This window comes from Gordonia soli NBRC 108243 (genome assembly GCF_000334455.1).
Classification (GTDB): domain Bacteria; phylum Actinomycetota; class Actinomycetes; order Mycobacteriales; family Mycobacteriaceae; genus Gordonia; species Gordonia soli.
The window spans coordinates 26118-39420 of record NZ_BANX01000020.1 but is presented as its reverse complement, the minus strand read 5'-3'; the positions used below and the strand labels follow the sequence as shown (position 1 = coordinate 39420).

The window sequence follows — 13303 nt, the reverse complement described above, 5'->3', positions numbered from 1 at the left end:
GCCCCGACACGTGGTGTCGGGCATCGACGACCGCGGCGCGGCGGATCGGGGCGTCGGTCCGCCGACGGCCGGGTGGTCCACAATGAACCGGTGACGACACGTGTGCTCATCCTCGGGTCGACCGGCTCGATCGGGGTCCAGGCCCTCGAGGTCATCGCCGAACATCCCGAGCGGTTCGAGCTCGTCGGTCTGGCCGCCGGCGGTGGCAACCTCGACGTGCTCGAGAGGCAGGCCCGCACCTGGTCGGTCCCTGCATCGCGCATCGCGGTCGCCGACGCCGCTGCCGCTGATGTACTGGGACGCCGTCTGGACGGTGCGGTCCTCGGTGGGCCGGACGCGATCTGCGCACTGATCGGTGAGGCCGACGCCGACGTGGTCCTCAACGCGGTGGTCGGGTCGATCGGGTTGCGGCCCAGCCTGGCGGTGCTGGAGTCCGGCGCGCGTCTGGCCCTGGCCAACAAGGAGTCCCTGGTCGCCGGGGGAGCGCTGGTCCTCGACGCCGCTGCGCCAGGTCAGATCGTCCCGGTCGACTCAGAGCACTCGGCCATCGCGCAGTGCCTGCGCTCGGGGACCCCCGACGAGGTCGACCGACTGGTCCTCACTGCATCGGGCGGTCCGTTCCGCGGCTGGACGGCCGAGCAGATCGAGCATGTGACCCCGGAACAGGCGGGTAAGCACCCGACGTGGTCGATGGGACCGCTCATCACCCTCAACTCGGCGACCCTGGTGAACAAGGCGCTGGAGGTGATCGAGGCGCACCTGTTGTTCGACGTCGCCTACGACCACATCGACGTGACCGTGCACCCCCAGTCGATCGTCCACTCGATGGTGACGTTCGTCGACGGCGCGACCGTGGCGAAAGCCTCACCGCCGTCGATGAAGTTACCCATCGCACTGGCGCTGGGGTGGCCCGACCGCGTACCCGGCGCATCCACCGCCTGCGACTTCTCGACCTCCGCGCAATGGACCTTCGAGCCCGTGGACGACCAGGTCTTCCCGGCAATCGAGCTGGCGCGCGCGGCCGGCACCGCGGGCGGCAGTCTGACGGCGGTCTACAACGCCGCCAACGAGGCGGCCGCCGACGGCTTCTTCGCAGGTGCCATCCCCTTCCCGCGGATAGTGGGCATCATCGCCGACGTGCTCGCCGAGGCAGATCAGTGGCGCACGACGCCGGGTACTGTGGAAGAGGTCTTCGCCGCCGACCGGTGGGCCCGTGATCGTGCGGCCTCGCTGGTCGCGGCCCATGCGGACGGAGTGAGTACGTGAGTTTCGCGATCGGTGTCGCACTTTTCGCCGCGGCGCTGCTGTTGTCGGTCGCGTGGCACGAGTGTGGCCACATGTGGGCCGCACAGGCGACCGGCATGAAGGTCCGCCGCTACTTCGTCGGCTTCGGGCCGACGCTGTGGTCCACCCGGCGCGGTGAGACCGAGTACGGCGTGAAGGCACTGCCGCTCGGCGGGTTCTGCGACATCGCCGGGATGACGCCCTACGAGGAGCTGACGGCCGACGAGCGTGAGCGCGCGATGTACAAGCAGGTCACCTGGAAGCGGCTGGTCGTGCTCTTCGCCGGTCCGGCCCAGAACTTCATCCTCGGATTCGTCCTGATCGTCGTCGCGGGCCTGGTCTGGGGGCTTCCCAACATCGCCGCACCGCCCACCCCGGCCAAAGTCGCGCAGATCGACTGTGTCTCGTCGTCGATCACCTACAGCTCGGCCGACGGTCAGACCAAGTCGCCGTGTTCGGGCACCGGACCCGCCGGCAGGGCGGGTATCCAGCCCGGTGACACCATCGTGGCCGCCAACGGCCAGTCGGTCGGGCAGGCTTCCGATCTGACCCCGATCATCCGTGAGAGCACCGGTCCCATCGTCCTGACGGTCCAGCGCGGCGAGCAGCGGCTCGACCTGACGATGACCCCCGAGCCCGTGAGCGTCACCGAGACCAAGAGCGACGGAACATCGGCGACCGAGAACTACAAGATGGTCGGTATCACCTACGACGCGCCGCCGTCGGTGCTGCACTACGACGGCCTCGACATCATCCCGGGTGCGGTCGTCTTCACCGGCCATCTCGCCCAGGAGACCTGGAACGCGCTGCTCTCGCTGCCCAGCAAGATCGGCGCGCTGTGGACCGCCGTGACCGGTGGTGAGCGTGCGGCCGACACCCCGGTGAGCGTCTATGGTGCATCGGTGCTCGGCGGGGAGGCCGTCGAGCGCGGCTACTGGGACTCGTTCATCCTGCTGTTGATCAGCGTCAACTTCTTCTTGGGACTGTTCAACCTCGTGCCGCTACTACCCTTGGATGGCGGGCACATGGCCATCGCGCTCTACGAGAGGCTTCGTAACGCGCTGTGCCGGATGTTCGGACGCGCCGCCGCGGGCCCGGTCGATTACATGAAGCTGATGCCCGTCACCTACGCGGTGGTCATCGTGCTCGGCGGCTTCATGGTCCTCACCCTGACCGCCGACATCGTGAACCCCATCAAGATCTTCTGATTCCCGTCCAGCCCCAGAACACCGAGGTGAAGAGATGAACGCCCCGCAGACATCCGCAGGCCCCAGTCCGGCCGGCGTGTCGGTCGGTCTCGGCATGCCCGCGGGTCCGCCGCCGGTGCTTGCACCGCGCCGCACGACCCGCCAGATCCAGGTCGGTTCGGTGGGCGTCGGCAGCGACCACCCGATCTCGGTCCAGTCGATGACGACGACCAAGACCCACGACATCAACGCGACACTCCAGCAGATCGCCGAGCTGACCGCGTCCGGCTGCGACATCGTGCGCGTCGCGTGCCCCCGTCCCGAGGACGCCGAGGCGCTGCCGATCATCGCGAAGAAGAGCAAGATCCCGGTGATCGCCGACATCCACTTCCAGCCGAAGTACATCTTCGCCGCGATCGACGCCGGCTGTGCCGCCGTCCGGGTGAACCCGGGCAACATCAAGGAATTCGACGGTCGGGTCAAGGAGGTCGCGCTCGCCGCCAAGGACGCCGGCATCCCGATCCGGATCGGCGTCAACGCCGGATCGCTGGATCCACGGCTGCTCAAAAAGTACGGCAAGGCCACCCCCGAGGCGCTGGTCGAGTCCGCGCTGTGGGAGGCGAGCCTGTTCGAGGAGCACGGGTTCGGCGACATCAAGATCTCGGTGAAACACAACGACCCGGTGATCATGGTCGAGGCGTATCGCCAACTCGCCGCGCAATGCGACTACCCGCTGCACCTCGGGGTCACCGAGGCAGGCCCGGCATTCCAGGGCACCATCAAGTCGTCGGTCGCGTTCGGAGCGTTGCTCTCCCAGGGCATCGGAGACACCATCCGGGTCTCGTTGTCGGCGCCTCCGGCCGAGGAGATCAAAGTCGGCGACCAGATCCTGCAGTCGCTGAACCTGCGCCCGCGGAAGTTGGAGATCGTGTCCTGCCCGTCTTGCGGTCGCGCCCAGGTCGACGTGTACAAGCTCGCCGACGAGGTCACCGCCGGACTCGAGGGCATGGAGGTCCCGCTCCGTGTCGCGGTCATGGGCTGTGTCGTGAACGGTCCCGGTGAAGCCCGCGAGGCCGACCTCGGAGTCGCCTCCGGCAACGGCAAGGGGCAGATCTTCGTCAAGGGAGAGGTCATCAAGACCGTGCCTGAGGCGCAGATCGTCGAGACTCTGATCGAGGAAGCGCTGCGGATTGCGGACGACTCGGGTGAAACTGGAGAGGGCACGGCAGTGGGGTCGCCGGTGGTGACCGTCGGCTGACGCCCGCGGACTGTGGCCACCGACGGCTGCAGACGGTGACAATCTCCGTGGGATCGAGGAGCAGCTCATGCTGAAGCTGTTGGGCGACAAGCCACTCGGCGCGCGCGACGCCGCGGCGGTAGAGCGCGTCCTCGGCTCCGATCCGGTGGCGATGTGCATGGTGGCTGCTCGTTTCGAGACGCACGGCGTCAACCCCCGACTGCTCGGCGGTGAGTTGTGGACCGCCGACCACCCGTCGACCTCCTTGTGTTTCTCCGGTGCGAATCTGATCCCGTTGACCGGCTCGCTCGCCGACATGGACTACTTCGCCGACCGGGCGACGTCCGGGCCGCGGGTCTGTTCGTCGATCGTCGGACGGTCGGATCTCGTCTGTGCGTTCTGGGATCGGGCCGCCGCCGCGTGGGGGCCGGCGCGTGAGGTCCGTGCCGATCAGCCGCTGCTGGCGCTGTCCGGGCCGCCGGCGGTCGCCCCCGATCCTCGCGTCCGCCTGGTCACCCACGATGATCTCGACGCCTACCTTCCTGCGGCGATCGACATGTTCATCGGTGAGGTCGGGGTGGACCCGTGTGCCGGTGACGGAGGCCGTTCGTACCGGCGTCGCCTGTCGTCACTGATCTCCGCCGAGCGGGTGTTCGCCCGATTCGACGGCGATGAGGTCGTCTTCAAGGCCGAGATCGGTTCATTGTCACGACGTGTCGGCCAGATCCAGGGTGTGTGGGTATCGCCCGCCCGGCGTGGCGAGGGCCTGGGGACCCGCGGGACCGCCGCCGTCGCTGCGGCGATCCTCGCGCAGGGACGGACGCCGAGCCTGTACGTGAACCATTTCAACGCGTCGGCACGCGCCGCCTACCGCACAGCCGGTTTCGTCGAGGTGGGTCGATTCGCGACCGTGCTCGTCGACTGAGCGCCATTGCGGGAACAGCTTTCGCGGCGCGCATCGTCGGCGATCTCGTGCAGTTTTCACCGAAACCCCTGCGCGTGGCGCACTTCGGAAGGCCGGCCGCCGTTCTATGATCGCCACTGATGAGACAGTTGAGGCGGCGAGCGATCAGCGTGGTCGGTGTGACGACAGCGGCCGCGATCGCGATCGGGATTTCTGGCTGCTCGACAGTCGATGACGGCCCACGCACTGCCGTCGAGCAGTTCCTCTCCGCTTTCGGCTCTCGGGACATGGGTGCCGCAGCTGCGTTGACCGATTCGCCGTCCGACGCGAAGACAGGGCTCACCGCGGCGTGGGACGGGTTGTCGGCGACCACGTTGTCGGCCTCCACCGGGCGCGCACGGGTCACCGGCGACACAGCCGAGATCGACGTCATCTACAAATGGGGTCTGCCGCGCGATCGGGAGTGGAGCTATCCGGCCACCATCCGGCTGGGGCGATCCGACACCGGCTGGGCGGTCCGCTGGACCACCACCGACATCCACCCCGACCTCGGTGCCAACCAGCGGCTCTCGCTCCGCAGTCTCGCAGCGCCTCGCGCCACGGTGAACGAGTCCGATGGCTCCGAGGTCATGGTCAACGGTTCGGTGATCGGCATCAACTTCGACGCCCGCAAGGCAGCGGAGTCGGGGTCGGTGGCCGATTCGGTGACCCGGCTCGTCGACGTTCTCCGTCGATACGACCCGAAACTCTCCGCGCAGGCGATCGCCGAGGGGGCCACCGCGACCGATTCGCCCTATCCGATCACGCGGATCAGCGAGCGCGACTTCGACCAGCTCCGCGATCAACTCGCCATCCCCGGCGTGGTCACCAACGAACAGGCCGAGCTGGTGCCCAAGGACCCGACCTTCGCACCCGCCCTGCTGCAGCAGGTGAAGAAGGTGGTCAACTCGGAGGTCGACGGTCGTTCGGGCTGGCGAGTGGTCACGGTGAACCCGAACGGTCTCGACGCCGACGTCCTCGCCGACCATGACCCGGACCCGGCTCCGGCAGTCTCGTTGAGCTTGTCGCGCGCGGTGCAGAACGCCGCGCAGCGGGCCGTGGACGCCACCAACAGATTCCAGATCGCGATGGTGGTGGTCCAACCCTCGACGGGGAAAATCCTCGGTGTGGCACAGAATCCCGCAGCCGATCGGCAGGGGCCCATCGCGACCACCGGCCTGTACCCGCCGGGATCGACCTTCAAGATGGTGACCGCGGCGGCGGCGATCTCGCGCAACCTCGCTCACCCCGACACCCTGGTGCCGTGTCCCGGTGAGATCGAGATCGGCCCCCGGCTCGTCCCCAACTACAACCGCTTCTCGCTGGGGACCGTGCCGATGCTCGAGGCGTTCGCCAACTCGTGCAACACCACGTTCGCCAGCCTGGCCAGCCGGATGGGGCCGTCCGATCTCGCGCACACCGCTGCGGCGATGGGAGTCGGCCAGCAGTACACCATCCCGGGGATCGATGCCGTGTCCGGCTCGGTTCCGATCGACGCCGAGCTGGTGGCGCGCAGCGAGGACGGCTTCGGTCAGGGCAAGGTGCTGGTGAGCCCGCTCGGGCTGTCCTTGGTCGCGGCAACGGTGGCCAACGGCAAGGCGCCGGTGCCCCAACTGATCCTCGGCAAGAAGACCACCGTCGCAGGCCCGACCCCCGCGCTGCCCCCGGAGGTCGTGACGCAGCTGCGTCCGATGATGCGTGCGGTGGTCACGGGCGGTACGGCGACCGTCATCGCCGGACAGGGCGACGTGCTCGGCAAGACCGGTGAGGCCGAGTTCGCCGGCGGCTCGCATGCGTGGTTCGCCGGATATCGCGGTGACATGGCGTTCGCGACGCTCGTCGTCGGCGGTGGTGACTCGAACAACGCGGTCGCCGTGACGCGCGACTTCTTCGCGGGTCTGCCACCCGGATACGGCATCCCGGCAGCACCCTGAGCTGCTCGAGCCGCGCATTCGATCGCGAAGGACACCGACCGCTCGGGACGCGACTGGACCGCACAGCTTCGTACTCGGACAACTGACACGTGTGCGGACCCGAGTGTGCACATACCCGACCGAGACCCGCTCAGGTGTCAGAAATCCGACCGAGACATCGCCTGCGCCCGCACACCTCGTTCCGCCGACGCTTGTAGGCTCCCGGCGACGATTCCCTCGTCGTGCATCAATCGGCAGACATTTCGATGTGCACGGGCGGGCGGGAGTTTATGGTTGCTTTACTCATCGGCATCCAGTGACGAGGTCACCATGACGCAACCAGATCCCTACAATCGCCCCGGTCAACCCGCGCCGCCGCCGGGTGCGCCCGGGTACGGCCAGCCTCAGGGCCCGCCGCAGAGCCAACAGCCCGGAGCGCCGAACTACGGAGCCCAGCCCGGTCAGCACTCCCAACCCGGTCAGTCCCAACCCGGTCAGGCCCAGCCGGGGCAACCCCAATACGGCGCCCCCGGTTACGGATCGCCGCAATACGGACAGCCGGGCCAGCCCCCGACAAGTGGCGGCGCTCATGGAACCCCCGGTCAGGGCGCACCCGGATACGGCGCGCCTGCGCAAGGGGATCCCTACGGCGCGAACCACTACGGTCAGGCCCCCGGATCCCCATACGGCACTCCCGCATACGGCCAGCCGGGGCAGCAACAGCCCTACGGCGCGGCGAGCGGTTTCGGCGCACCTGCGGGTGTCACCGGGCCGGTGTCGTCCATCGTCGGGATCATCTCCTGGGCGATCGTCGGCATCTCGGTGCTGGTCCTGATCTCGGCGTTCCTGCCATGGGTCACCGGTCCGGTGACGGTCAACGGGGTCGGGACGTCGGACACCGGCGCGACCGACGGCATCATCACGCTCGTCCTCGCGCTGATCGCCGGAGGTGTCGCCGCAGCCAGCGCGATCATCCGCAAGCAATCGGTCCTTCACCTGATCGCAGGCATCGTGGCGATCGTCGCAGGACTCATCGTGATCGCCATCGCCGCCGTCGACATCAGCGATGTCGGCGACATCGAGTTCTTCGGATTCAAGGTCGGCATCGGCCTGTGGCTGACGCTGGTGTTCGGGATCCTGCTGACCATCGCGGGCATCGCGGCGGTGGTCAAGCGCAAATGAGCGTCGGGCGTCGATTCACCGCCGGCGTGGGATGACGACCGGCTGACCACTGTCGGGGTGATCCCAGATCTCGACCGGATGGTCGTAGGTCGCCGACAGCCGATCGGCGGTGAACACCTCGCGCGTGGGCCCCTCCGCGAGCAGACGTCCGTCCTTCATCAGTGCCACCCGATCGGAGTAGGCCGCAGCCAGTGAGAGATCGTGCACCACCAGGAGAATCGCACGTCCTCGCTCGCGATGGCGGCGCAGGATGTCGAGGACCGCTTCCTGGTGATGGATGTCGAGCGCCGCGGTCGGTTCGTCGAGGACCATCACCGGCGTGTCCTGGGCGATCGCCCGCGCCAACGAGACCCGGGCCTGCTGACCACCCGACAGCTGCGCGAACGGTCGATCGACGATCTCCGCCAGATCGCATGCGGCGATGGCGGCTTCGATCACGGCGGGCGAGTCGGCGGCCGCCGGTGTCCGCAACCAGGGGTAGCGCCCCATCTCCACGACCTCGTAGACGGTGAACGGTGTGTCGGAACGGTTCTGCTGTGTCACCACCGACCGGTGCCGAGCCAGGCGCCGCGACGACATCGCTGCGAGGGGAGTGCCGTCGATCGTGACCGCTCCGGATGCCGGCGTACGCAGACCCGCGATCACCGACAGCAGTGTGGTCTTCCCGCACCCGTTCGGACCGACCAACGCCGTCAGCGTCCCCGGCGGAACGTTAAGCGAGACACCCGAGACCACTTCTCGACCACCGAGTGTGACGTGGATGTCGTCGGCGGAGATGCCCTTATGATCGTCGGCGGCACTCACCAGCCGGCTCCGGCATGTCGGCTGCGTCGCAGCAGGACGAAGAAGGCCGGGCCGCCGATCAGCGAGGTGAAGACCCCGAGCGGGAGATCGGCGTCACCCATCACCGTCCGGGCGGCGAGGTCGGCGCCGGCGATCACGATGGCACCGCCGATGATGCTGGTGGGCAGCAGGATCGAGTGCCGGGGACCGACGATCAGCCGCATCAGGTGGGGGACCACCAAGCCGACGAACATGATGATCCCGGTGAACGCGACCGCGGCGGCCGTGAGGATCGCCACCAGGACGATCACCTGACGCCGTACCGTTTCGACGTTGACTCCCAGTGAGGCGGCCTGGATCTCGCCCAGCGCGAGGAGGTCGAGTTTGTGGATGAGGACCATCGCCGCGGCGACTCCCGCGATCACCAGCGGTAGGACGATCCAGACCGCGCCCCAGGTGGCGCCGGCGAGTGAACCCAACTGCCAGAAGACGATCTGCTCGCGCGCGGCCGTGGTGGCCACGAAGGTCAGATACGCGATGATGCCCAGCGCGAACGCGTTGACCGCGATACCCGTGAGTACCAACATGATCGCCGATGATGCGCCGTCCCGGAGGGAGAGCACGTACACGGCGGCGGCGGTGATCAGTCCGAAGACAAAGGCGGCTCCGGCGAGAGCCCAACCGTTCACGCCGACACCGCCGATGACGATCATCAGGCACGCGCCGACGGCGGCGCCGGACGAGACCCCGATCACGCCCGGCTCGGCCAATGGGTTGGCGAGCACGCCTTGGAGAAGGCAGCCCGCGGCGCCCAGTGCCGCTCCCACCAGGAGTCCGAGCACGATCCGCGGAAACCGGATGACCCACAGCGTGTGTTCGCCCTGCGGGTGGGAGGGCAGCGGGCCGACGTCGAGTCCGAAGTGGTGGGCGAGACTGCCCAGCACCTCGATCGGCGGGATCTCCACGCGCCCGAGTGCGGCGGAGGCGATCACGACGAGCAAGGTGAGCGCGAGCATCACCGTCACCACGAGGGCGGCCCGTGCTCGCCGCGGTCGCGGCGGGCGGCGGGTGGCCGGTCGCGCAGTCGGTTCGATCGTGGTCATGTGTAGATCGACCGCGCCAGCGCGCCGAGAACGAGTCCGACGTCAGGGCCGAATGCGAGGACCTCGGTCTGGTCCATCTGGACCACCCGGCGATGCCGACCGGCCTGTGTCTCGGCGATACCGGGCAACGCGAGTACTCCATCGATGCCGCCGACCGACTCGGCGCCTTCGGTCATGACCAACAGCACGTCGGGGTCTGCCCGCACCATGGCCTCGGCGCTGATCGCGGTGAACGCTCCCGACAACCCGGCGGCGGTCCCTGCATCGCGGCCACCCAGTGCGGCGATGAGATCGTCGGCGCCCGAGTTCGGTCCGGCCAGCAGTGTCAGGCGCGGGCCGCGGATGTAGACGAAGGCGATGGTGGGGTCGCCAGATGGCGAGGGCACCTGCTTCTTCGCTGCGTCGATCTCGCCGAGGGTCCGCTGCGCGAGGGCGTCACCTGCGGGCCGGACCCCGAGGGCTGCTGCCACCGACCGGATCAGCGCAGGTGTCGTTGCGATGGTCCGCTTCGACGAGAACTCGACCACCGGGATGTCGGAGGCGCGGATCTGGTCGACTGCCTGCGGGGGGATCGTCTGTTCGTCCACCAGGACGACCGTCGGTCGGAGCGCGAGCACCGATTCGGCGTTCAACGTGTGACCTCGGTCGGTGACCAGCGGCAGGGAGCGCGCCGCCGGGAAGGCTGTCGAGGTGTCGCGGCCGACGACCTTCGGGCCGAGCCCGAGAGAGAAGACGATGGTGCCCAGCGACCCGTTGCGGTCGACGGCGATGATCCGACTCGCGTCGCTCACGGTCACGTCCGGCTGACCGACCGACGGCACGGTCGCGGGCAGGGTGATCGCAGGATTCGAGGTCACCGGGACGATGTCGGGCCGATCGAGTTCAGCGGTCGACGGGCCGTCGCGGAGATGTGACGCGGCTGCCGACGAGGCGCCGGGCTGCTCGATCGGGGCGGTGCTGCACCCGGTTCCGATCAGCGCGAGTGCGAGTACCCCCGCCACCAGCCCCAGCAGTCGCGCCCTCGGTCGCAAGCGTGTCACCGGTCCTCCGTTCCTGCGGGTGCCGTCCCGATGTGCGAGTTCTCCGGCAACTCAGTGTCACCTTAGTCGTCGTATCTGTGCGGCCTCGTCGACCCGCGATGAGTCCCGAGGGTCGGGTCGGCACGGTCACGGGCTGCGGGGGACGGCGGGCGCGGCGGGCATACAGTGGAGGGCATGACAGTCCGTGCTGCTCTCCGGCCCGGCACCGTGTCGCCGACACGTCCGGTGCCCGATTCCATCGAGCGTCCCGAATACGCCTGGAAGGCGACCGTCAACGAGGGGTCGGAGCCGTGGGTGCAGACCCCGGAGACCATCGAGAAGGTCCGGGTCGCCAGTCGGATCGCGGCCGACGCGCTGGCCGAGGCCGGACGGGCGGTGGCGCCCGGCGTGACGACCGACGAACTTGACCGGATCGCACACGAGTACATGATCGACCACGGTGCGTATCCGTCGACGCTGGGCTACAAGGGATTTCCCAAGTCGTGCTGCACCTCGCTGAACGAGGTGATCTGCCACGGCATCCCTGACTCGACTGTCGTCGAGGACGGCGACATCGTCAACATCGACGTGACCGCCTACATCGACGGCGCACACGGCGACACGAACGCGACATTCCTCGCCGGTGACGTGGACTCCGAGGCCGCCGATCTGGTCGAACGCACCCACACCGCGACCCTCCGAGCGATCAAGGCGGTGCGGCCGGGCCGTGAGCTGAACGTGGTGGGACGCGTCATCGAGGCGTACGCGAATCGCTTCGGGTACAACGTGGTCCGCGATTTCACCGGACACGGGATCGGCGAGACCTTCCACAACGGTCTGGTGGTGCTCCACTACGACCAGCCGAACGTCACCACCGTGCTGGAGCCGGGCATGGTCTTCACCATCGAGCCGATGATCAACCTGGGCGGACTCGGCTACGAGATCTGGGACGACGGTTGGACGGTGGCGACCACAGACAAGCGGTGGACGGCACAGTTCGAGCACACGCTGGTCGTGACCGACGACGGTGCCGAGATCCTGACGCTGCCCACCGGCTCCTGACGGCCGGAGAACCTGTGCCGCGACCGGCCGAGGGACGAGATCGCGACCCGATGCGTGATGTGCGCGGTGCCGTGCTGGTCGGGGGGACCGGTTCGGATGCGGGCAAGAGCCTGATCGTGGCCGGACTGTGCCGGGCGTTCGCCCGCGCAGGCGTTCGCGTGGCCCCGTTCAAGGCGCAGAACATGTCCAACAACTCCGTGGTCACCCCCGACGGCGGCGAGATCGGACGTGCGCAGGCCCTCCAGGCCTATGCCTGCGGTCTCGAGCCCTCCACCCGGTTCAATCCGGTGTTGCTCAAACCCGGGGGAGATCGTCGTTCACATGTTGTGGTCCGCGGTCGTCCCGCCGGCGATGTGGGGGCGCGAGACTACCTAGAACGACGGTCGGCGCTGGCCGGGGTGGTCGCCGACGAACTCACCGCTCTCCGCGAGGAGTTCGATGTCGTCATCTGCGAGGGGGCCGGCTCGGTCGCCGAGATCAATCTGCGCGACACCGACATCGCGAATCTCGGGCTGGCGCAGGCGGCAGACCTGCCGGTGGTTCTCGTCACCGACATCGACCGCGGGGGTTCGCTGGCCCACCTGTTCGGGACCACCGCGATACTCGATCACGCCGACCAGCGTCGGATCGCCGGGTACGTGATCAACAAGTTCCGCGGTGACCCGACGATCCTCGAGCCGGGGACCCGACGCCTGGCCGAACTCACGGGACGCCCGACCCTCGGTGTGGTCCCGTTCGCCGACGGGCTCTGGATCGACGCCGAGGACTCACTTGCGGTTCCGGTCGGTCGCCGCGTCGGACCACCGGCGGGAGCGGGAGCGGTGGGGCCGCGACTCACGGTGGCCGCGATCCGGCTCCCGCGGATCTCGAACTCCACCGACGTCGAGGCGCTCGCCTGCGAACCAGGCGTCGACGTGACGTGGGTGGACGATCCGGCGGCGGTGGCCGCGGCCGACCTCGTCGTACTCCCCGGAACGCGTGCGACCGTCGCCGACCTCGACTGGCTCCGACGTCGAGGACTCGCCGATGCTGTGGTCGCCCGAGCCGAGGCAGGCCGGCCGATCATCGCGATCTGCGGTGGCTTCCAGATGCTCGGTCGGTCCATCGAGGACGCGGTGGAGTCCGCAGTGGGCACGGTCGACGGGCTCGGTCTGCTCGACCTTCGGGTCCGGTTCGATGCGGAGAAGGTCCTCCGATCGGCTCACGGCGTGGCCGGCGGCCACCGGGTGACCGGATACGAGATCCATCACGGCCGCGTCGAGGAGTCGACCGAGTCACCGTGGGTCGCCGACGATGTGACCGGCCCGGAAGGCGCCGCATGTGGCGCGATCCGTGGCACCCATTGGCACGGTCTGTTGGCATCCGATGATTTCCGGCGCTCGGTTCTCACGTGGGTCGCCGCCACCGTCGGTACCAGCGGCTTCATCGCGGATTCAGGTATCCGATTCGACGATGTGCGGGCGGCACAGGTGGACCTGATGGCCGATCTCGTCACGGCCCACGTGGACCTCGAGGCGCTCGCCGAGGTGGTGTGCACGGGGGTGGCCGCCGACGTGCCGGTCATCACCCACCGGTTGGTCTGACGCGTCG

At 68.4% G+C, this 13303-nt stretch carries 11 protein-coding genes; 8 read left to right on the top strand and 3 right to left on the bottom strand.

From position 1 onward, the window contains the following. Positions 1–90 precede the first annotated feature (90 nt). The 6 genes from dxr (at position 91) to GS4_RS25615 (ending at position 7746) form a co-directional block, all read left to right on the top strand. Positions 91–1266, top strand: a complete 1176-nt coding sequence (dxr, locus tag GS4_RS13970; protein WP_040510546.1) for a 1-deoxy-D-xylulose-5-phosphate reductoisomerase — start codon at positions 91–93, stop codon at positions 1264–1266. Continuing rightward, the gene (locus GS4_RS13965; protein WP_007621571.1) at positions 1263–2492 is read left to right on the top strand and encodes a M50 family metallopeptidase; all 1230 of its coding nucleotides are present in this window, start codon (positions 1263–1265) and stop codon (positions 2490–2492) included. Before dxr ends, GS4_RS13965 begins: the two co-directional genes overlap by 4 nt. A 34-nt stretch (positions 2493–2526) precedes the next feature. Continuing rightward, positions 2527–3729 carry a flavodoxin-dependent (E)-4-hydroxy-3-methylbut-2-enyl-diphosphate synthase gene (ispG, locus tag GS4_RS13960; RefSeq protein WP_007621570.1) on the top strand — a complete coding sequence of 401 codons (1203 nt, stop codon included), beginning with the start codon at positions 2527–2529 and terminating at the stop codon, positions 3727–3729. A gap of 67 nt (positions 3730–3796) precedes the next feature. Continuing rightward, positions 3797–4633 (top strand): GNAT family N-acetyltransferase, encoded by an 837-nt coding sequence (locus GS4_RS13955; protein WP_007621569.1) that lies wholly within the window; start codon positions 3797–3799, stop codon positions 4631–4633. Positions 4634–4752: 119 nt separating this feature from the next. Then, positions 4753–6585: a penicillin-binding transpeptidase domain-containing protein gene (locus GS4_RS13950; RefSeq protein WP_040510545.1), complete on the top strand. Its 1833-nt coding sequence runs from the start codon at positions 4753–4755 to the stop codon at positions 6583–6585. A 309-nt stretch (positions 6586–6894) separates the two neighbouring features. Next, entirely contained in the window at positions 6895–7746 is an 852-nt protein-coding gene (locus GS4_RS25615; protein WP_007621565.1) for a DUF5336 domain-containing protein, read from the top strand. A gap of 15 nt (positions 7747–7761) precedes the next feature. Here the strand turns inward: GS4_RS25615 and GS4_RS13940 are convergent, their stop codons facing one another. Genes GS4_RS13940 through GS4_RS13930 form a run of 3 tightly spaced genes read right to left on the bottom strand, consistent with a single transcriptional unit; the run spans position 7762 to position 10663 of the window. Then, positions 7762–8550: a heme ABC transporter ATP-binding protein gene (locus tag GS4_RS13940; RefSeq protein ID WP_007621564.1), complete on the bottom strand. Its 789-nt coding sequence runs from the start codon at positions 8548–8550 to the stop codon at positions 7762–7764. Beyond that, on the bottom strand, positions 8547–9632 hold the full coding sequence (locus GS4_RS13935; RefSeq protein ID WP_007621561.1) for a FecCD family ABC transporter permease: 1086 nt from the start codon (positions 9630–9632) through the stop codon (positions 8547–8549). Before GS4_RS13935 ends, GS4_RS13940 begins: the two co-directional genes overlap by 4 nt. Beyond that, positions 9629–10663, bottom strand: coding sequence for a heme/hemin ABC transporter substrate-binding protein (locus GS4_RS13930; RefSeq protein ID WP_040510583.1), 1035 nt, complete (start codon positions 10661–10663; stop codon positions 9629–9631). The genes GS4_RS13935 and GS4_RS13930 overlap by 4 nt, the downstream gene beginning before the upstream one ends. Positions 10664–10846: 183 nt before the next feature. Between GS4_RS13930 and map the strand changes: the two genes are divergently transcribed. Both map and GS4_RS13920 read left to right on the top strand, forming a co-directional pair. After that, positions 10847–11713: a type I methionyl aminopeptidase gene (gene map / locus GS4_RS13925; RefSeq protein ID WP_007621558.1), complete on the top strand. Its 867-nt coding sequence runs from the start codon at positions 10847–10849 to the stop codon at positions 11711–11713. Between the two features lie 50 nt (positions 11714–11763). Beyond that, positions 11764–13296, top strand: a complete 1533-nt coding sequence (locus GS4_RS13920) for a cobyric acid synthase (protein WP_007621557.1) — start codon at positions 11764–11766, stop codon at positions 13294–13296. The last annotated feature ends 7 nt before the right edge of the window (positions 13297–13303 follow it).

What these genes read in the sequence shown, in the direction of transcription:
- ispG (WP_007621570.1), top strand. Translation starts at nt 2,527, where the DNA reads ATGAACGCCCCGCAGACATCCGCAGGCCCCAGTCCGGCCGGCGTGTCG.
- GS4_RS13955 (WP_007621569.1), top strand. Translation starts at nt 3,797, where the DNA reads ATGCTGAAGCTGTTGGGCGACAAGCCACTCGGCGCGCGCGACGCCGCG.
- GS4_RS13950 (WP_040510545.1), top strand. Translation starts at nt 4,753, where the DNA reads ATGAGACAGTTGAGGCGGCGAGCGATCAGCGTGGTCGGTGTGACGACA.
- GS4_RS25615 (WP_007621565.1), top strand. Translation starts at nt 6,895, where the DNA reads ATGACGCAACCAGATCCCTACAATCGCCCCGGTCAACCCGCGCCGCCG.
- GS4_RS13935 (WP_007621561.1), bottom strand. Translation starts at nt 9,632, where the DNA reads ATGACCACGATCGAACCGACTGCGCGACCGGCCACCCGCCGCCCGCCG.
- map (WP_007621558.1), top strand. Translation starts at nt 10,847, where the DNA reads ATGACAGTCCGTGCTGCTCTCCGGCCCGGCACCGTGTCGCCGACACGT.
- GS4_RS13920 (WP_007621557.1), top strand. Translation starts at nt 11,764, where the DNA reads ATGCGTGATGTGCGCGGTGCCGTGCTGGTCGGGGGGACCGGTTCGGAT.